This window comes from Fontimonas thermophila, assembly GCF_900113085.1.
GTDB lineage: Bacteria > Pseudomonadota > Gammaproteobacteria > Nevskiales > Nevskiaceae > Solimonas > Solimonas thermophila.
In genome coordinates, this window is record NZ_FOOC01000002.1 from 183,055 (window position 1) to 202,593 (window position 19,539).

The following is a 19,539-nucleotide window of genomic DNA, read 5'->3' on the forward strand; positions in this document are numbered from 1 at the left end:
TCTCACTGGCGCAGCCAAGCCGCAGAATCCGTCCATGTGGCATGCCGTTGTTCCCGGGGCTCCTGATCTGCTGCTGCTGCACGAGCGGCAGCCGCAGCGCTATCCGTTCCTGCTGGAGAGTGTCGCCGGTCATCCGCAATCGGGGCGCTGGGACATTTTGTTCGCCGACCCGCAGGCCGCCCTGGTGGGCCGGGATGGGTGCACCCAAGGACCAGGCGCAGAACGCGCAAGCAATGATTTCTTCGCGGCACTAGACCGCTGGGTGGCCTCGGCAGGGGAGGTGTTGCCGCCGCAACCCTTGCCTTTCGTCGGTGGTTGGTTCGTCCTCTTGGGTTACGAAGCGGGCCGCTGGGTCGAGCCCCGACTGCGGCTGCCGCCGTCGCCGCATCCCTTACCCGATGCACTTGCCGTGCGCTGCACGGCCGCCGTCATCCGCGACCGCGCGCAGGGGCAGATCCATCTCGTCGCCGAACAGAACTCTGGACAGCTCGATCGGCTACGCAGCGATCTGGCGGCGCTGTGCAACTGCGGAGCGCCGCCCGACGACGCCTGGCGCGCCGAGGTCATGGAGCAGCCCGCACAGCACTATCTCGATGGCGTCGAACGCATTCTGGACTGGCTGCGCGCCGGCGATGTCTTTCAGGTCAATCTTTCCCGGGCCTGGGATGCGCGGATTCCGGTGACGGTCTCGCCGGCGGCGCTGTACCGCCGTTTACGTCAGACCAATCCGGCGCCGTTTGCCGGGCTGGCGCGCTGGGGAGATGCCGCGGTGCTGAGCTCCTCGCCGGAACGCCTGCTGCACATCGAGCGTGGCATGGCCCAGACGCGCCCGATCGCTGGCACCCGCCGGCGCGGAGGCAGCGCCGATGAAGACCAAATCCTGCGAGAGACCTTGATCGGCAATCTCAAGGAACGCGCCGAGCACGTCATGCTGATCGATCTGGAACGCAATGATCTCGGCCGTGTCTGCGATCCGGGGAGTGTTGAGGTCAGCGAGCTGATGTGCCTGGAAAGCTATGCCCACGTGCATCACATTGTTTCCAACGTCCGTGGGCGTCTGCGTGCCGGTGTCGGCCCCGGTGCCGCGCTGCGCGCCGTCTTTCCCGGTGGGACGATTACCGGCTGTCCCAAGGTGCGCGCGATGGAGATCATCGCCGAGCTCGAAGGCGAGGGGCGCGGACCTTACACCGGGAGCATGGGATATCTGTCGCGCGATGGACGGCTGGATACCAACATCCTGATCCGCTCGCTGGTGTGGACACAAGGCCATGTGCGCCTGCGTGCCGGTGCCGGCATCGTCGCCGATTCCCAGCCGCAGGCCGAGCTGGACGAAACGCGTGCCAAAGCACGCGGTCTGCTGCTCGCACTGGGAGCAGTCGGGTGAGGTTCAGCATGCTTCACGAAGGCCGTGTTTGCGCCGATGCGGCTGCGCTGAGCCGCGCGCTGCATTACGGCGACGGCGTGTTCCGCACGGTGCTGTGGTCTGGGCGGCGTGCCATCGACTGGACCTTGCACATGGACAAGCTCGCCGCCGATTGCCGCGCGCTCGCCCTGGATGTGCCGGATGTGGCAGAACTGGCCGCAGAGGTGGCGCAATCCGTCGGTGACGCCGATGAGGCCGTTGTGAAGATCATCGTGGCCCGTCGCAGCACGGGCCGGGGTTATCGGCCGCTGGGGACGGCATCCGAACGCTGGGTCATCGCCAGCCCGGCGCCAGTGCCTGATGCACGGGCCTACCGGCATGGCATCGCCGTGGACATCAGCGCTGTCGTCGTATCCGAACAAGTGCTGCTGGCCGGGCTCAAGCATCTCAACCGGCTCGATCAGGTTTTGGCATCGCGTGACTGGCCAGAGGGCATCGACGAGCGGTTGATGTGCGACGCGGCTCGCCGCCTCGTTGGCGGCACGCGCAGCAATGTCTTTTCTGTCCGCGACGGCGTTGTGCGTACGCCGCGGCTGGATCGATGCGGCGTCGCCGGTATCATGCGGCGCAAGATCCTGGATTGCTGTGTGGCGATGCATCTGCCTGCCGTTGAAGTGGAGCTGCCGGTCGCCGAGCTCGATCATGCCGACGAAGTTTTTATCTGCAATGCATTGATCGGCATCTGGCCGGTGCGGTGCTGCGCAGGCCGCATCTGGGCCGCCCCCGGCCCGGTCACGCGGCGCCTGATGCAGGCGCTGGGGCATCCGTGGGCCACGCCGGTGGCGGAGAGCTGATGACTCGCCCACGCCCATTCCTGCGGCGGGGCTTGCGGCTCCTGCTGTTACTGGCGACGCTGCTCGTGGCCATCGCCATCGATGCCCTGCGTGTGCTTCGTCAGCCGATGCTCCTGGATGCCGAGATGACGCTGTCGATCGAGGAGGGCGAGCCGTTGGCGACGACGGTCGAGCGCCTGACGACACAAGGCGCATTGCCGCCCTGGCGCGGGGCGCTGTATCTGCGCATCTACGCACGCCTGATGGGTCTGGAGACCCGCCTCAAGGCGGGTGAGTACCGCATTGTGCCGGGCCTGTCGCCGGTACAGGCGCTCGATCTGTTCGTGTCCGGCAAGACCGTGCTCCACGAGCTGCGCATCATCGAAGGATGGACGTTCCGCCAGGCGCTGGCGGCGCTGCGCGCCCATCCGCAGATCCGGCAGACGCTGGGTCAGGCCGATGCCGATGCGGTGATGGCCGCGATCGGCCGTGCCGGTGTCCACCCGGAGGGGCGGCTGTTCCCGGACACGTATCGGTTTGCACGCGGCACTGCCGATGTGACGCTCTTGCGCCGCGCCGCAGAGGCGATGGAGCGCGTGCTCGCGCAGGAATGGGATATGCGCGCCGAAAATCTGCCTTATCAGCATCCGGACGAAGCCTTGATCATGGCCTCGATCGTCGAGAAAGAAACCGGTGTGCCTGAAGAACGAGCCCAGATCGCCGGTGTTTTCGTGCGTCGGCTGCAGCTCGGCATGCGCCTGCAGACCGATCCGACCGTGATCTATGGCCTCGGCGAGAAATTCGACGGCAATCTGCGATTGCGCGATCTACGCACCGATGGCGACTACAACACCTACACGCGCAGCGGACTGCCGCCGACGCCAATCTGTCTGCCGGGTCGTGCCGCGATCCGCGCGGCGCTACATCCGCAGCCGGGCAAGGCCTTGTTTTTCGTTTCGCGCGGGGACGGCACCCACGTATTTTCGGAGACGCTGGCGGAGCACGAGGCCGCCGTGCGTCGCTATCAGCTCAAGTAGTGAGAGGGTGCGGGTGACGATGACGGCGGGAGCCCTCGAACCGGTGTATCGTGCATCCGGCGCGTATCCCGTGGTGCGCACCGAAAGGAGATCGATCATCCGTGCGCGGTAGATTCATTACCCTCGAAGGCGGCGAGGGCAGCGGTAAATCGACGCAGGCGCGCCGCATCGCCGACTGGCTGCGCGCGCGCGGGCGCATCGTCGTGCTCACCCGCGAGCCGGGTGGCACGCCGCTCGCCGAGGCAATCCGGACGCTCGCCCTGCAGCGTTGGGACGAGGGCATGACACCCACAACAGAGCTGTTGCTGATGTTCGCCGCACGTAGTGCCCATGTGCACGCGTTGATCGAGCCGCATCTGGCGGCTGGTCATGATGTCGTCTGCGACCGGTTCGTCGATTCCAGTTATGCCTACCAGGGCGCTGGGAAAGGCGTTGATGTCCGTCACCTCGCGGCACTGGAGGCTTTGGTGCTTCCGAAGCTCAAGCCGGATTTGACGTTCGTGCTTGATCTTCCGGTCGAGCAGGGGCTGCGACGGGCGCACGCGCGTGGGCAGAACAACCGTTTCGAGGACGAAGCACGGCCGTTTTTCGAGCGCGTGCGCGAGGCTTTTCTCGCCCGTGCGGCGGATGAGCCGCAGCGCTGCGTCGTCATCGATGCGCGTGCCGACGCGGATACGGTTTTCGATGCGATCGTCGCCGTACTGGAGCAGCGGCTGTGAACGCATTACGACGCCCGCTGCCGTGGCAGCAGGATTTATGGATCGAGCTGACGACGCAGGTGCTGCAGGGACGTCTGTCGCACGCCCTGCTGTTATCGGGTCCGGATGGTGTCGGCAAAGGTCATTTTGCCCGCGCCCTGGCTGCTTTTCTCATCTGCGAGCAACGCAGCGGCTATGCCTGCGGATCGTGCCGCAGTTGTCAGCAGCTCGCGGCTGGCACGCAGCCGAATGCCACCTGCCTGAGCCCGGACGGCCATACGGCACTCGTGCTCGCATCGACGATGCCGGAAACCCGGCTGGTGCACTGGCAACCGGATAAGGACAGCAAGCGCCAGGATATCGCCATCGGCGCGGTGCAGAGCGTGATCGCGCAGCTGCAGCAGAGCAGTCATTACGGCCAGGTGCGGGTGGTGCTGATCAACCCGGCCGACCGGCTCAATGACAGCAGCGTCAACGCCCTGCTCAAACTGGTCGAGGAACCGCCGGCTGGGACGCATCTGCTGTTTGTTTCCGAACGGCCACAAGTGCTGGCGGCGACACTGCGCAGCCGCTGTCAGCGCATCCGGTTGCCGCTTCCCGACGCCGCCGTCGCCGGCGCATGGCTCGCTGATCAGACCGGACGGTCGGATCACGCCGAGGCGCTGGCTGCGGCGCAGGGCGCGCCGCTGCGGGCGCTGGCGCTCGCCAGCGGTGAAGCACTCACGCTACGGCGTGAGTGGGCGGAACTGTGGATGGCCGTCGGACGGCGCCGCAAGGACCCGGTGAGCGCTGCCGCGATGGTCGATCGCGATCACATCGCCAGCCACTTGCAGTGGGCCTGGTCATGGCTGTACGCACGTTTCCGTGCAAGCGTGCTGGGTAACGCGATCGATGCCGATGTCCTGCCGGCCTGGGAAGAACTGCTTGGCGAGATCGTCGAGGCCAATCGTCTGGTCGCCGGCACTGCGCAACCGCAGCTGGTGCTGGAGTCGCTGCTCGTGCTGTGGGCCAAACACGCGCCCCGGCTGCAGGGCACGTCGTGAGGGCATGGCACGCGGCATTTGCAGCCCCGAGGAATCGGGGTAGAGTTGGATGGCGAGTTCCACGTCAGCCTCACAGAACGGATGAGCACTCCCCAGAGAACCGGCGGCGCCCCACCCGGGATCTTGACGCTCAACATCAAGGACAAGTCGGCGCTTTATGTCGCCTACATGCCGTTCATCAAGAACGGCGGGTTGTTCATCCCGACCAGCAAGGAATACCGGCTGGGGGACGAAGTCTTCATCCTGCTCACGCTGATGGACAACCCCGAGCGCATCCCGGTCGCCGGCAAGGTCGTCTGGGTCACGCCCAAGGGCGCGCAGAACAAGCGCCTGCAGGGCATCGGCGTGCAATTCAGCCCGCAGGACGGCGGCAGCACGCAGAAGAAGATCGAGGCCCTGCTCGCCGGCGCGCTTGGCGCAGACCGGCCGACGCACACGATGTAGCGACTGCGCCTCGCTCTATGGGGCCGCCGGCATGCCGCCGTCGAGCACGTAGGCGTCGTAGCCCTTCTGCGTCAGCACGAACACCGCCACCGAGCTGCGGCGACCGGTGTCGCAGCAGACGATCCACGTCGTGTTCTGGTCGAGTTGCGCCAGCTTCATGCGCAGGATGTACAGCGGCAGGTTCAGCGCGCCGGGCAGGGCGCCGTTCTGGAACTCGCTGGGCAGGCGCACGTCGAGCCAGCGCGCCTTGCCGGCGGCGACCAGCTTCTGCGCTTCGGCATAGCCGATGCGGCGCGACAGCGGCTGGTTGAGCAGGGTCTGGAAGTCGCTCTTGCTCAGGCGCATCAGCTTGCAGCGCGTCAGCGCGGTGATGGTGGCGTTGCGCTTGCCGTCGGCGATCAGCGCTTCTTCGCCGAAGCAGGCGCCGCTTTCGAGTTCGGCCAGACGCACTGGTTTCTGGTTGGGCTGCTCGCGCGTGACGATGCAGCGGCCGGACATGACGACGTAGAAGTAATCGCCATCGTCGCCCTGCTTGACGACGACGCTGCCGGCTTCGACGGTGACTTCCTGCATGCGCATGAACATCGCCTGCAGGTTTGCCGGCGGCACCAGCTGGAACGTGCGCATCTGCAGCAGCCGCGTCATCCAGTCGTCGCCGCCGTCCCCGCTCGGGGTCAGCTCGCCGACCTCGAACGAACCGGTCTGGTCCCAGGTCAGCATCACGTCGAGCAGGCTGGCATCGACGGCAAGAGCCCGGACTTCGCTGGCGCAATGAGCATTTACCGTGCGGGGTGACTGATGCGCCAGGCGGTGCGCGGCAGCCGGCGTGCCGGCGCGGATCACGGACAGGGTACGGTTTTGCGCGTCGGTCAACTGGACCTCGCCGGCGAGCACGAACAGCGCCTTGTCGGCCGGATCGCCGATTCTGAACAGGTATTCACCCTTGCCGGCGGTTACGATGGCCGACTTGCGCGCAAGATCGGCCTGACTCTCGGGCCGGAGCGCGTTGAGCGGCACGTAATGGGCGAACAGCGTGGGGGCGACGGTGTCGGTCATGCGTCCACGGCGACAAACATGCGGCAATGCTAGCACGCAGCCGGGGCGATCCATGCCGTTTGCCTCCGGGCATGACCAGGCAATCCTGTGCGATCGATCTCATCGACGCGCTGGATGCGCTGCCGGGGATGTCGCACGGAGGAACTGCGGCGTGGCGTATAGTGGCCCCGTTTGCGGCACTGATCCACATTCTTGGACCTGAGGCGCAGAAAGTATGACCGGAATCGAACTCTATACCGCACCGACACCGAACGGCTGGAAAATTTCGGTCGCACTGGAGGAACTGGGTTTGCCGTACACGGTGCGTCCGGTGAACCTGATCGCCGGAGATCAGCGCAAGCCCGAATTCCTCAAACTCAATCCCAATGGTCGCATTCCGGTCATCGTCGATCACGACAACGGAGGTCTGGTGCTGTTCGAGTCGGGTGCGATTCTGATTTATCTCGCCGAGAAAACCGGCCGGCTGCTACCCAAAGATCCGGCCGAGCGGTTCTACGCGATCCAGTGGCTGATGTTCCAGATGGCGGGGGTGGGGCCGATGATGGGGCAGGCCAATGTCTTTTTCCGCTATCTGCCCGAGAAGATCCCGGTGGCCATCCAGCGCTACCAGAACGAATGCCGGCGTCTGTTTGAGGTGCTGGATGTGCGTCTTGGCCAAGCGCAGTGGCTGGCCGGCCGTGAATATTCGATCGCCGACATCGCCAACTGGTGCTGGGTGCGCACTTACAAATGGTCAGGCGTCTCCATCGACGGCCTGACCCATTTGCGCCGCTGGCTGGACGCGATGAAGGCGCGCCCGGCCTGCCAGAAGGGCATCACCATCCCGGTGAAGCTGCCGGAAATCGGTGCTGGCACGCACGACGACGAGGCATTCGCCAAAGCCGCGCAAGCGCTGGTACAGCGATAGCGCGACACAACACCGCGCTTCCGATCCTGCCGGCGATGACCGGGGCCAGGTCGGAGGTCACGATCAAGGAGCGATGACGGATCATGGAGCCTTACCGGATCTATGGCAGCAATGCCTCACCATATTCGCGCAAGCTGCGTGCGATTCTGCGTTACCGCCGTCTGCCGCATCTGTGGGTGGTCGGCACCCCGGAGACGCTTCCGGAGATCGCCCAGGTTCGCCCCAGGCTGGTGCCGGTGCTGCGCGTGCCCGACAGTGGCGAATTCCGGGTCGATTCGACGCCGCTCGCCGACTGGCTGGAGCAGCGACACCCAGGCGTGCGTTCGATCATTCCGGAAGATCCGGGCGATGCGTTCGTCTGCTACTTGATCGAGGATTTTGCCGACGAATGGGTCAACAAGGCGATGTTCCATTACCGCTGGCACGAGGATGCCACTGCGCAATGGGCTTGCCACTGGATCATGTATGACGTGATGGCGCACGCCGCTGGCCCTGCGCACGATCAGGCAGCGCGTTTCTTTCATGACCGGCAGCGCAGTCGCATGGCCATGGTCGGCTGCACGCCGGAGAATGCCCTGGTCATCGAAGCGGGCTACGCGCGTCTGCTCGCGATTCTGGCCCCGTACGTCGGCAGCACGCGGTATTTGTTCGGCAGCCGGCCGTCGCTGGCCGATTTCGCATTGTATGGGCAGCTTGCGCAGCTGACCTTCGATCCCTGGCCACAGCGGATTTGCCGCGAGCGTGCACCTGCGGTCGAAGCGTGGGTGATCCATCTCGACGATGCGAGCGGTGTCGAAGGCCAGTGGCAACCCCAGGCTGGAGCGGCGGTGCGCGAAGCCTTGCTGGAAATGATCGGTTCCGAGTATCTGCCGTTTCTGCGCGCCAATGCGGCCGCGCTCGCCAGCGGTGCGCAGCGGCTCGAACTCGACATCCGCGGGCGGCGCTATGCGCAGGCACCGTCTGCTTACCAGGGCAAGTGCTATGCGCAGCTCAAGCAGCGCTGGTTGGCGCTCGACGCTCAACAGCAGGCGCGGCTGCGGCCTCTGCTGGCGCGCACCGGTTGCCTGTCCGCATTCGACGATGGATGACCGGCGTCACGCCGACGCAGGCCCTTGCAGGCCGCCGTGCTCGACGTAGGCGCCCAGTGCCTCGAACATCACCGCGCAGTTGCGCACGACCACGTCCACCGGCTCGGCGTAGCCGCCGTAAGCCCAGTGCATCGCCGTGTTCATGAAGGCGCCGACCAGACCGTGGGCGACCAGCCGCAAGTCGTAGCCGCTGCCGCTCAGGCCGGGGTACAGCGATTCGACCATCGTCCGGACAAGCTCGGCGAAACTCTCCGTCGTGCGCCGCGACAGGCGGGTGACCTCGTCGCTGATGGTGAACACGTCAATGAACAGGATGCGCATCAGGCGCGGATCATCCTTGAAGGACTGGAACAACATGCGCAGTGCCGCACGTGCCATCGCGCCAGCGTCGCGCCGCGCCGGCAGCAGCGCGGCGACGACCGCGTCGCGCAGCTGGGTGGTCAGATGCTCATAGACGGCGATGTAGAGTGCCTCGCGGTTCGCAAAGGACTCGTAGAAATAGCGCTCGGTCAGCCGGGCCTTGGCGCAGATTTCGCGCACCGTCGTGGCGTGGAAGCCGCGTGTGCCGAAGGCCTCGATGCCGGCCTCGACCAGCATGCGCCGGCGCTGTGCCTGGCGCTCGTCGGCGGCGATGCCGCGAAAACGGCTGGATCTGCGTCGAGTGGGGCGTGTGCTCACGGCCGCGCAATATTGACACGTGTCATTGTCAAACGTAAAGTGACAACGACTGTTGTCATTGTCTGCCAGGAGGAGTCATGGCGTTCGACGCAGGTAGGAGCGGCGATGCGGCGTTCCCCATCGTCATCGTGGGCACCGGTTTCGCCGGTCTGGGCATGGGCATCGCGCTGAAGAAAGCGGGTATCGAATCGTTCACGATACTCGAGCGCGCGCAGTCGGTCGGCGGCACCTGGCGGGACAATCACTATCCGGGCTGCGCCTGTGATGTGCAATCGCATCTGTATTCGTTTTCGTTCGAACCGAATCCAGACTGGACGCGGATGTTTGCGCAGCAGCCGGAAATCAAGGCTTATCTGGAGCGCTGCGCCGAGAAATACGGATTGCTGCCGCACATCCGCTTCGGCGCCGAGGTCGTGCAGGCCCGCTATGACGAAACCGCGCGTCTGTGGACGGTGACGACGCGGGATGGTCGCAGCTTCCCGGCGCGCGTGTTGATCTCGGGCATGGGGGGGTTGTCCACCCCGGCGTACCCGGATTTGCCCGGCCTGGATCGCTTCAAGGGCAAGGCGTTCCATTCCGCGGAGTGGGATCATGCCTATGACCTCACGGACAAACGCGTCGCCGTGATCGGTACCGGCGCTTCGGCGATTCAGTTCGTGCCCCAGATCCAAAGACAGGTCGCGCGGCTCGATGTTTACCAGCGCACGCCGCCATGGATCATGCCCAAGCCCGATCGGCCGATCGGTGCGTTCGAGCGGAGTTTGTATCGCCGCTTCCCGATCCTGCAGCGTCTGTATCGCTCATTCATCTACTGGCTGCTCGAAACGCGGGTGCTGGGGTTCGTCATCGATCCGCGCATCATGAAGCTCGCTGCCCGCGTCTCGCTCGCCCACCTCAAGCGCCAGGTGCGCGATCCCGAGCTACGCCGCAAGCTCACGCCGGATTACACCTTTGGCTGCAAACGCGTGTTGATCTCGGATGATTATTACCCGGCGCTGACGCAGCCCAATGTGGCCTTGATCACCACCGCGATCCGCGAAGTGCGCGAGCACGGCATCGTCACCGCCGATGGGGTCGAGCATCCGACGGATTGCATCATTTTCGGCACCGGCTTCAAGGCCCAGGATCCGCTCCCGCGTGGCACGATTTTCGGCCGCGGCGGCATCGATCTGCTCGATGCCTGGAAGGAGGGGCCGGAGGCCTACAAGGGAACGACCATCGCCGGCTTCCCGAACCTGTTCATGATCGTCGGGCCGAACACGGGATTGGGACACAGCTCGATGGTGTACATGATCGAATCGCAGGTCGCCTACATCCTCGATGCGATCCGGCAGATGCGCACCCAGGGTTGGTCGGCCGTCGAGGTCAAGCCCGAGCGCCAGGCGCGCTACAACGCCGATTTGCAGCGCCGGCTGCAGCGCGCCATCTGGACCGCGGGGGGGTGCCGGAGCTGGTATCTCAACGATCAGGGACGCAACACGACGCTGTGGCCGGGGTTCACCTTCCGCTTTCGCCAACTCCTTGCGCGCTTCGATGCCGATGATTATCTCGTCGAGCCGCTGACTGTCGCGGTGAACGCCGACGTCGTATAAAGGCGGCGCGGTATCCAGTGCCGGCGAACGGAGGAGATCGATGAGAACATCTGTTTTTCAGATCGCGTCGGTGGCGACGCTGGGGATTCTCCTTGCGGCCTGCGGGGGATCGGATACGCCCGCCGAGGGATCGGCCTTGCGCGGCGGGGCCGTACCCCCGGTCCCGGCGCAGGCTGCGGGTTGTGCCGGTATCCATGGCAATCCGCCGGCGGAGCTGACCCATTCCCCCAGCGCATTGCCCGGTACTTTGTCCAATCTTGCACAGTACTGCACGCTGCGCGGCGGCGAGGTGTTGACCTGGAGCGATGGTGACGGCACGCCGCGCCAGGCCTGTCTTTACGTCCCGGCTCAGGCGAGTGCGCAGACGCCCCTGCCGCTCGTCGTTTTTCTGCAAGGCTCGATTTTTCCCGCCGATCAGCAGGTGTTGGTCAGCCAGTACGACACTCTTTACGAAACTGCGGATCTCACCGGGGATCCGAACCGGCCGGGGTTCATCCTGCTCGTGCCGCAAGGGCGTGATACTGCTCACCACTATCCCTTCCCGGACGATACCGGGCTGGGATGGGACAACTGGTACCGCAATTTCGACCGCTCGGACCCGGCGATCAACCGCGACGTCCAGACGATCGATCATTTCATCGCCGAGGTGAAAGCCCGCGGTATCGTCGATCCACGCCGGATCTACATGACCGGCTGGTCCAACGGGGCGGCGATGGCGATTCTCTACGGGCTCAACACACCGGGAATCGCCGCCACCGCCGTTTATTCCTCGCCCGATCCGTTCGTGGACATCGCCGATCCTTGCGCCCAGCCGCCGTTCGGCAACAACCTGCGGCCGATCATGACCGTACACAACGATTGCGACATCGTCGGCATCTGTACGACCGGCAGTGAGGGTTTCCGCGAGCGCATCACACGCACGATGCCGCAGCTTGAATACCGGGCAGCGATCATCGACCTGCAGCAGCAGGAAGTCGCGGCCTGCGATGCCAGCTGTACTTACGACGGCACTCCGGTCGATGCGCTTTCCCCCGGCGCCGTGCGTCATCTGATCTGGCCGACGCAATGGAATGCGCGGATGTTCCAGTTCCTGCGCGAGCGCGCGCTCCCCGAATGACCTCCACCGAGATGACCGACCAATGAAATCCTTCCACGACAAAGTCGCAGCCATTACCGGGGCCGGGTCCGGCATGGGCCGTGAGCTTGCCATTGAACTGGCTGCACGCGGCTGCCATCTGGCGCTCTCCGACGTCAACGAGGCCGGTCTTGCGCAGACGGTGAGCCTCGTCGGCGATCGCGTGCGCGTCACCCACGCCCGCGTCGATGTGGCCGTGCGCGAGCAGGTCTATGCATGGGCCGATGCCGTCGTGCGCGACCATGGCAAGGTCAATCTGATCTTCAACAATGCCGGTGTCGGGCTCGGCGCGAGCATCGAGGGCATGCGCTACGAAGATTTCGAGTGGTTGATGAACATCAACTTCTGGGGCGTCGTCTATGGCACCAAGGCTTTTCTGCCCCACCTCAAGCGCGCGGAAGAGGGCCACATCATCAATACTTCGAGCGTTTTCGGGCTGATTGGCGTGCCTTCGCAGTCGGCCTACAACGCGGCCAAATTCGCCGTCCGCGGGTTTACCGAGGCGCTGCGCATGGAACTGGAGATGGAGGGTTGCAAGGTCAGCGCCACCAGCGTGCACCCGGGCGGCATCAAGACCAATATCGCCCGCGCCGCGCGGCTCGATCCCAGCGTCGGCCAACTCGGCATCGACCATCGAAACGCAACGGTCCGATTCGAGAAAAACTTCATCACCACCGCGAACCGTGCCGCGCGCATCATTCTGCGCGCCGTCGAGAAGAACCAGCGCCGGGTGCTGGTTGGCCCGGATGCGTATGTCGTGGACTGGATGGTGCGGCTGATGCCGTCGCTGTACCAGCGGCTGGTCGTCCAGTTCAGCCGCAGGACGATGGCAGCATAGGCCTGCCGTAAGGCGGTGGTAGGCCATTGCCTGCCACCGCCAATGGTGCGCGACGGATCTTCCTCCGCGCAGGGCTGCCGCCGAAAGTCCGCTGATGCCCCGATTGGCGCGGACTTGATCCCGCGCGTATGGGTCTCCCTCCGGCCATCGCGCTCAGCTCGGAGTTTTAATCGGAGAAACCCCGAGCCCTTTTGACGTGCTGTGCCGCTTCCGGCGCTTTGCGCACACGGGCGATGTCGTCATGTGCGCAATCTGTCTTTGCATCTTCGCGGCACGATCCGGCTACAGTTGTGCCCTCAATCACGCGAGGTAGCGAGCTTGAGCACCGGACACGAGATCGTCGCGATCATCGCTCTGGGGATGGGGTTGATGTTCTGGATCACCGACCGTCCCAGCCCCACCAGCCGTGCGCTGGCCTTGTTCCTGGGCCTGCTCGGGCTCGATGTGTTCGCCAATGCCACGCTGGTACATGTTCTGGCCGGCAGCGGTGTCTTGCCTTGGTGGGCGCGCGGTGTGGGCTTTCTCGATGCCGCAACGTTTATCGCCGGCTGCGAGTGGGGGCTGCGGGTATCCAGAACCGTGAGCGAGGAGCGCGGCGAAGGCCGGGACGAGGGTTTGATCCGCGCGGCACAGGTCTTGTCGCTGGTATATGGCGTTCTTGTCTCGCTGGCGCCGGAACTGCGCTACCACATTTTGTCTCTGCCGCCACAGGCAAAGGTCGATCCGCGCATCGCCGTATTCATCGTTCCGGCGCTGCTTGCGGGCAGTCTCGTGCTCATTGCCGGCATTTTGCTGTTGCGGCGGCGCCCCGATCGCGCCGAACAAGTCCGTATCGTCAGCGCGCTGGCGGCCGTGCCATTTCTCACTGGCGCATTGATTTTGCCGACCGCCGCGGCGCCTTATGCGATCGTGATCGGCGAGCTGATGTTTCTGTTCGGTGCGCTGCGCTATTACATGATCCAGGGTGCCCGCGGCATGTTCATGGCGCAGTTTCTCTCCCCGCAGGTGGCCGAACTCGTGCGGACCCGCGGTTTGCGCCATGCGATGGCCCGCAAACGGGTAGAGATCGCCGTGGTGTGCTGCGACATCCGCCGTTTCACGGCCTATGCCCAGGCGAACACGCCTGAGCAAGTCATGCGCTTGCTGCGGGCGTTTTATGCCGCCGTTGGCGCTGCTGCGCAGGAATTCGGCGGCACGGTGAAAGATCTGGCCGGTGACGGCGCCTTGATTCTGATCGGTGCGCCGGTGTCCTTCGAAGATCGTGCCCAGCGCGCGATCGGGCTGGCGCGCCGCTTGCAGGAGCGTGTGCGGCCGGTTCTGAAGCGCTATTCGCCGGAGCTGGGGCTGGGGGTCGGCGTTGCCAGCGGCAGCGTTGCCGTCGGCATCGTCGGCGACGGCGGGCGTTACGAGTACATGGCCGTGGGACCGGCAGTGAATCTCGCATCGCGGCTGTGCGACAAGGCCGCCGACGGGGAGATCCACATCGACGAAGCAACCCTGCAGGAAAGCGGTGAGTCGCTGCCGGCACAGCGCCGACGACGCTACGTCAAAGGGATCGACAAACCCGTGACCACTTACGTGCTGCGTGCCGACCTCACTGCACCCGCACCGGCCCCTTGAGCGCCTTGGCGATTTTACGGCCTTGCCGGTCGCTCAAGCCGTCACCGACACTGACGGTGTAAATGCCCGGCTTGTTGACCGGGAACAGCAGCATGCGCTTGTTGTTGGCGCCAATTTGCCAGCTGCCGTTGACGGTCTTGCCGTTTGCGTCGGTCACCCGCAGATGCGCGGCCGCTGCCGCGGCGTCGTCGAAAGCGCCGTTGAACATCAGCACGATCGCGCGGGTGTACGCCGCCGAGCCGGCATAAACGAGCGATAGCTGCGTTGGCGATTCCGGTCCCCACCACTGGGTGATGACTTCGGGTTTCTTCGCTTTCTTGCCCGGTGTGGGTTGGGTTGCCGGTTTGCCCGGCGCTGCGGCTGGAGCAGTGTCCTCCGGTGTGCTCGGCGGTGTTGCGGTCGCGGATTGGGCGGCCGGCTGTGGGCGAGGTTCTTCGGATTCCGCCGGTACGGCGGGTGCAGGCTCGGAGACGGTCAGTGATTCGGATTCGGTAACTGGAGGTTCGGTGCCGGCCGACGCCTCATCCACTGCGGATACCGCATCGTCGATCGCTTGCGCATCGGCAGATGCTTCTGGAACCTGATTTTCTGCAGGGGCCGTCGGTTCATCGTGCGCTGGTGCACTCGGCGCCTGCAGCGTGCCGGCGAAGACTTCTTCGACCGGTGCGAGGCGCGCAAGGCCGGGATGTTCTTCCTCGACCGGAGGGAAGGCGAATTCGAGACCGAAGTACGTGGCCGCTGCGACGGCGACCGCCACCACGGACATGATCAGGCCTTTCGTGTTCATGGATCGTCCCAACCCTCCAGAAAATGTCGTTGAAAAATGTCGTTGACATCTCGCCGCAGAGTCTGCGGGCTGCCAGGCAGGTGCATGTGTGGGGCAGGCGCCTGCGGGTACACGGATTCTCGCGGACGGCGAACTATCGGCTAGAGTTTTGCCAACGTCAATGGCAGCCGTGGCGGATGAGCCGGCCCGCGCTGCCGTATCGATCCCGTCATCGCGCTGCGATAATACACATTCTCCTCCATCCTCACCTATTGGGAACGCCTGCGATGAGCGATCGCTATCTCGAATTCACCCAGTCCGGTTTCGGCAAAACCTTCGCCTCCTTGCTCGGCTTGCCGACGCCGCCGCGGCTGCGCCGTGCCGATGCACCTTGGGCCGAGCGTCCACTCGAGGGCGTGCCGGTACTCATCGGCGGCGACAGCCGTGCAACCCTGGCCGAGCCGCTGCTCGCGGCGCTGTCGGGCATGGGCGCCGTCCTGCGCATCGCGCCTGAGCATGCTGGTCTTGCGCCGATCAAGAGCGCGGCGGCCAAACGCGGACTCACCCTCATTGGCAATCCGAGCGAGGCCAGCGGAGAGCCACGCAGCCAGGCACTGATCTTCGATGCGAGCGGGCTGTCGTCGCCGGCGCAGATGCGCGAGGTGTTCGATTTCTTCCAGCCGCTCGTGCGCGGTTTGCCCGCGAATGGCCGCATCCTGGTCGTCTCGCGCGCAGCCGATGTCTGTGAGGATGTCGCCAGCAAGACCATGTCCGCGGCGCTGCGCGGCTTTGTCCGCGCACTCGGCAAGGAGATCGGCAAGAACGGAAGCACCTGCAATCTGATCGAGGTCGGCAAGGGTGGCGAAGCCTGGCTCGATGCGCCGCTGCGCTTTTTCCTGACGCCGCATTCGGCTTATGTCTCCGGGCAGGTGTTACCGGTGACCGGCGGCAGCGGCAAACCCGTCGCACTGCCGGGCAGCCTCGGCGGCAAGGTCGCGCTGGTCACCGGTGCGGCGCGCGGCATCGGTGCGGCGATCGCCGAGGTGCTGACGCGCGAGGGCGCACGCATCGTCGGTATGGATCACCCGTCGCAGGAAGGTCCGCTCGGCGAGACGATGGCGCGCATCGGCGGGCATGGGCTTGCGCTCGATGTCACGGCACCCGATGCGGCCTCGCGCATCGCTAACGAAGTGGGGGCGCGTTTCGGTGGTTTGGACATCGTCGTCCACAACGCCGGCGTCACCCGCGACAAGATGTTGCGCAACATGAGCGCGCAGCACTGGGACATGGTGCTCAGCATCAACCTCGCGGCGATCCTCAACATCAACGAAGGGCTGCTCCAGAAAGGTCTCAACGACGGTGCGCGCGTGGTCTGCATCTCGTCGATCGGCGGCATTGCCGGCAATGCCGGGCAGACCAATTACGCGTCGACGAAAGCCGGTGTCATCGGCTATACCGAGGCCATGGCCTCGCTCATGGCCAGCCGTGGCGGCGCCATCAATGCGGTCGCGCCGGGCTTCATCGAGACGCAGATGACCGCGCAGATGCCGCTCGCTCCGCGCGAGGTCGGGCGGCGCATCAATTCGCTGTCGCAGGGTGGTCTGCCCCAGGATATCGCCGAAGCCGTGGCTTTTCTGGCCTCGCCGGCATCCGGCGGCATCAACGGCCGCACGCTGCGTGTCTGTGGCCAGAACTGGTTCGGCGCATAGCGGCCGCCAGATCGTCCAGGGCCGGGGGCGGCATTCGCTTCCCGGCCCGTGGCGCGGCCATTAAACTTTTACCCGATCGCGGTACGTGCGGTGGTCGCCTGACCATCGGCCTGCCGTGCCGATGTCGAGGCCCGTTTTGTCCAAGCTCGCTTCTCCTCCGCTGCAACTGATCGCCGAATCGCGGTTGCCGACGCCGTACGCGGAATTCCGTATCGCCGTGTACAAGGCCGAAGACGGCAAGGAGCATGTGGTTCTGGCGCTCGGCGATCTTGCGGGTGATCCGCCGCTCGTGCGCGTGCATTCGGAATGCCTGACCGGGGATGCCTTGTTTTCGCTGCGATGTGACTGCGGAGCCCAGCTACAGGCCGCCATGCAGCGCATTGCCGAGGCGGGCCGCGGCGTGATCCTGTATCTGCGCCAGGAAGGTCGCGGCATCGGTCTGGGGAACAAGATCCGCGCGTATGCGCTGCAAGATCAGGGGGCCGATACCGTCGAGGCCAATCATCAACTCGGTTTTCCGGCCGACGCCCGGGAGTACGGACTCGCCGTGCGCCTGCTGCATCAGCTCGGGTTGAGGCGCATTCGCCTGATGACCAACAACCCGCGCAAGCTCGATGCCTTGCGCGCCGACGGTATCGAGATCATCGAGCGTGTCGCCCTGGAGGGGGGGCGTAATCCGCACAATGAGAAGTATCTCGCTGCCAAGGCCGCCAAGCTCGGGCACTGGCTGACGCTGCCCTGATGGATCCGCAGACCGACGGCGCAGGTCAGGGTTTGCTGCGCGAACTGGGTGAGCTGACGGTCTCGACCTACCGAGTGTCGCAGGGCTTCGCGCCGCTGCTGCGCCTGCTCGCTTCCGAGGCCGATGTCACGCGCGAGGAGCTCGGCACTGCAGTCGATCGGGCATTCGATGCCCTGTACCGCCATCCACTGCTCCGCCAGACCGAGCGGCTGACGGCCTACCTGCGCAGCCGGCGTCTGATCCCCAATGAGCAGTCCACCGAGGAGTTGATCCGCTTCGTCGTCGAGCAGTTGGTGGCACGTTCGCCGGTGCCGGTGCCGGATGCGCTGGTGCAGGAGTTTTGGCAGTTCTTCGACGAGCTCTTCGCTTCACCCGAACTCAAGGGGCTGGGCGAGCTGACGCTGGATATGGTGCGGTTGGTGATCCGCACGTATGAGCCGTTGCTGGTCGAAGTGATCAACATCCTCAAGGCCGGGCGGCGTTTTAATCAGTGGCAGATCAACGAGATTCTGCGGCGTGCGGCATTGGTGCGTCAGGATGTGCTGATCGTGCGCCGGCAGATTCGTGCCCTGCGTCATATCAAACCGTTCTTCCAGGCGGATCCGAAGGATTTCAAGACGCAGGCGCAGATCGTCGCACAGATGGTGCGCGAGTTCGGCCCGTTCTTCGTGAAGATGGCCCAGGTCGCATCAGCCAATGCCGATTTTCTTCCCGAGGAAATCGCGCGCGAGCTCGCGGTTTTCCACGAAGACGTTCCGCCGATGAGCGAGGAGGAAGTCAACCAGGCCTTTCTCGAGTGTTACGGCAAGCTGCCTCACAAGATGTATCTCGATTTCGATCCGGCGCGCCCGGTGCGTTCGGGTTCGATCGGATCGGTTTATTTCGCCAAGAAGCCGTTCATCGAGAACGGGCGCGAAGTATTGCGGCCGGTCGTCATCAAGGTCGGTCGCCAGAACATCGACCGCGAGTTCGCAATCGGCAAACTCGTACTCGGGCTGGCGATCATGTCCTCGCAGTACTGGGCGCCGCACTCCAAACTGACGCCGTTTTTACGTGCGATGCAGGAGCAGGTCGATGAATTCGTCGCCGGATTCGTCGAGGAGCTCGATTTCGACCAGGAGGCCGAGAGCCATCTGCGTTTCTACCAGCGCAGCCTGCATTCCAGAATGTGGCGCGTGCCCGAGTTGTACGGACACACTCGTCGCATCATCGAGATGGAGTATCTCGTCGATGCGGCGAGCCTGACGCGTGCGCTGCGCCGTCTGCCCGCCTCCGAACGGCGCCGCTTCCAGCGGCAGGTGTCCGAGCGTTTGCTCTACACGCTGCTTTATCACGTCTTCGTATATCGCGAGATGCACGGCGACCTGCATCCCGGCAACGTCATGATCGGTTCCGACGGTACGCTGCATCTGATCGACTGGGGTAACGTCGTGCCTTTGGATGGCAAGTGGCGTGTGGTATGGGATTATCTCGTCGCCGCGGTCATTGCCGATACCGACATGCTGACCGATGCGCTGATCCGCGTCAGCACGCAACCACAGGCCAATGCCGCACGCCGTGCCGAGATCAAGTCGGCGCTCGACGAAACCCTGCGCAAGAAAGGGGTGCAACCGCTGACGCGCCGAAACTTCATGCATGAGCTGCGCCACGGCGGGCTCGCCGGTCTGCACCGGCGCGGACAGACCGTGCTGCATCTGATGTCGAACACGCAGCAAGCGGGCGTGGTGCTCAAGCGCGATTATCTGCACCTGTCGCGCGCCCTGTTCGCGGCGGCCGGCAGCTTCGGCAGCTTGTATGAGAACGACTCCAAGCGCCGGCTGGCGCTCGATCTCGCCCGCGGTCTGGCGCGGCTACCGCTGACCTTCACCCAGGATCGTCTATACGAGCACATCGACCGTCTGCGCAAAGAATTCGTCGAACTTCTGCCGCTGCCCCGCGCGCTGCGCGCGCGCATGGTCGATCGCGAGCAGGCCTTGCACCGGAGCTAGAG

Annotated in this window: 18 protein-coding genes; 15 read left to right on the forward strand and 3 right to left on the reverse strand. The window is 64.8% G+C overall.

Annotated elements, in window-relative coordinates:
• The first annotated feature begins 34 nt into the window (after positions 1-34).
• The 6 genes from BMZ48_RS02545 (at position 35) to BMZ48_RS02570 (ending at position 5,418) form a co-directional block, all read left to right on the forward strand.
• The gene (locus BMZ48_RS02545; RefSeq protein ID WP_091531329.1) at positions 35-1,384 is read left to right on the forward strand and encodes an aminodeoxychorismate synthase component I; all 1,350 of its coding nucleotides are present in this window, start codon (positions 35-37) and stop codon (positions 1,382-1,384) included.
• Positions 1,381-2,217 carry an aminodeoxychorismate lyase gene (gene pabC / locus BMZ48_RS02550; protein WP_159431049.1) on the forward strand — a complete coding sequence of 279 codons (837 nt, stop codon included), beginning with the start codon at positions 1,381-1,383 and terminating at the stop codon, positions 2,215-2,217. The genes BMZ48_RS02545 and pabC overlap by 4 nt, the downstream gene beginning before the upstream one ends.
• Positions 2,217-3,233: an endolytic transglycosylase MltG gene (mltG, locus tag BMZ48_RS02555; RefSeq protein ID WP_091531906.1), complete on the forward strand. Its 1,017-nt coding sequence runs from the start codon at positions 2,217-2,219 to the stop codon at positions 3,231-3,233. Before pabC ends, mltG begins: the two co-directional genes overlap by 1 nt.
• A 101-nt stretch (positions 3,234-3,334) precedes the next feature.
• The gene (gene tmk / locus BMZ48_RS02560) at positions 3,335-3,952 is read left to right on the forward strand and encodes a dTMP kinase (RefSeq protein WP_091531336.1); all 618 of its coding nucleotides are present in this window, start codon (positions 3,335-3,337) and stop codon (positions 3,950-3,952) included.
• Positions 3,949-4,974, forward strand: coding sequence for a DNA polymerase III delta subunit-related protein (locus BMZ48_RS02565; RefSeq protein WP_143383599.1), 1,026 nt, complete (start codon positions 3,949-3,951; stop codon positions 4,972-4,974). The genes tmk and BMZ48_RS02565 overlap by 4 nt, the downstream gene beginning before the upstream one ends.
• Positions 4,975-5,055: 81 nt before the next feature.
• On the forward strand, positions 5,056-5,418 hold the full coding sequence (locus BMZ48_RS02570) for a PilZ domain-containing protein (protein ID WP_091531343.1): 363 nt from the start codon (positions 5,056-5,058) through the stop codon (positions 5,416-5,418).
• A gap of 15 nt (positions 5,419-5,433) precedes the next feature.
• Here the strand turns inward: BMZ48_RS02570 and BMZ48_RS02575 are convergent, their stop codons facing one another.
• On the reverse strand, positions 5,434-6,474 hold the full coding sequence (locus tag BMZ48_RS02575) for a cyclic nucleotide-binding domain-containing protein (protein WP_159431050.1): 1,041 nt from the start codon (positions 6,472-6,474) through the stop codon (positions 5,434-5,436).
• Between the two features lie 214 nt (positions 6,475-6,688).
• On the opposite strand from BMZ48_RS02575, the gene BMZ48_RS02580 reads away from it, so the two are divergent.
• Entirely contained in the window at positions 6,689-7,381 is a 693-nt protein-coding gene (locus BMZ48_RS02580; RefSeq protein ID WP_091531349.1) for a glutathione S-transferase family protein, read from the forward strand.
• Positions 7,382-7,464: 83 nt separating this feature from the next.
• Positions 7,465-8,469, forward strand: coding sequence for a glutathione S-transferase family protein (locus BMZ48_RS02585; protein ID WP_091531353.1), 1,005 nt, complete (start codon positions 7,465-7,467; stop codon positions 8,467-8,469).
• Positions 8,470-8,475: 6 nt separating this feature from the next.
• Here the strand turns inward: BMZ48_RS02585 and BMZ48_RS02590 are convergent, their stop codons facing one another.
• On the reverse strand, positions 8,476-9,147 hold the full coding sequence (locus tag BMZ48_RS02590) for a TetR/AcrR family transcriptional regulator (protein ID WP_143383600.1): 672 nt from the start codon (positions 9,145-9,147) through the stop codon (positions 8,476-8,478).
• Between the two features lie 77 nt (positions 9,148-9,224).
• On the opposite strand from BMZ48_RS02590, the gene BMZ48_RS02595 reads away from it, so the two are divergent.
• The 4 genes from BMZ48_RS02595 (at position 9,225) to BMZ48_RS02610 (ending at position 14,332) form a co-directional block, all read left to right on the forward strand.
• Positions 9,225-10,739 (forward strand): flavin-containing monooxygenase, encoded by a 1,515-nt coding sequence (locus BMZ48_RS02595; protein ID WP_091531361.1) that lies wholly within the window; start codon positions 9,225-9,227, stop codon positions 10,737-10,739.
• Positions 10,740-10,779: 40 nt separating this feature from the next.
• Positions 10,780-11,856, forward strand: a complete 1,077-nt coding sequence (locus tag BMZ48_RS02600; protein ID WP_143383601.1) for a CE1 family esterase — start codon at positions 10,780-10,782, stop codon at positions 11,854-11,856.
• Positions 11,857-11,878: 22 nt separating this feature from the next.
• Complete coding sequence (locus BMZ48_RS02605; RefSeq protein ID WP_091531368.1) at positions 11,879-12,712, forward strand: SDR family NAD(P)-dependent oxidoreductase; 834 nt, start codon at positions 11,879-11,881, stop codon at positions 12,710-12,712.
• A 318-nt stretch (positions 12,713-13,030) separates the two neighbouring features.
• On the forward strand, positions 13,031-14,332 hold the full coding sequence (locus BMZ48_RS02610; protein ID WP_091531372.1) for an adenylate/guanylate cyclase domain-containing protein: 1,302 nt from the start codon (positions 13,031-13,033) through the stop codon (positions 14,330-14,332).
• Here BMZ48_RS02610 and BMZ48_RS02615 read toward each other — a convergent pair.
• Complete coding sequence (locus BMZ48_RS02615; RefSeq protein WP_091531375.1) at positions 14,307-15,119, reverse strand: hypothetical protein; 813 nt, start codon at positions 15,117-15,119, stop codon at positions 14,307-14,309. The genes BMZ48_RS02610 and BMZ48_RS02615 overlap by 26 nt on opposite strands.
• Before the next feature lie 266 nt (positions 15,120-15,385).
• On the opposite strand from BMZ48_RS02615, the gene BMZ48_RS02620 reads away from it, so the two are divergent.
• From BMZ48_RS02620 to BMZ48_RS02630, 3 genes are all read left to right on the forward strand, one after another.
• Positions 15,386-16,807: a 3-oxoacyl-ACP reductase gene (locus tag BMZ48_RS02620; RefSeq protein ID WP_091531378.1), complete on the forward strand. Its 1,422-nt coding sequence runs from the start codon at positions 15,386-15,388 to the stop codon at positions 16,805-16,807.
• Positions 16,808-16,928: 121 nt separating this feature from the next.
• Entirely contained in the window at positions 16,929-17,549 is a 621-nt protein-coding gene (ribA, locus tag BMZ48_RS02625; protein WP_091531381.1) for a GTP cyclohydrolase II, read from the forward strand.
• Positions 17,549-19,537 (forward strand): AarF/UbiB family protein, encoded by a 1,989-nt coding sequence (locus BMZ48_RS02630; protein WP_091531385.1) that lies wholly within the window; start codon positions 17,549-17,551, stop codon positions 19,535-19,537. Before ribA ends, BMZ48_RS02630 begins: the two co-directional genes overlap by 1 nt.
• Positions 19,538-19,539: the final 2 nt, after the last annotated feature.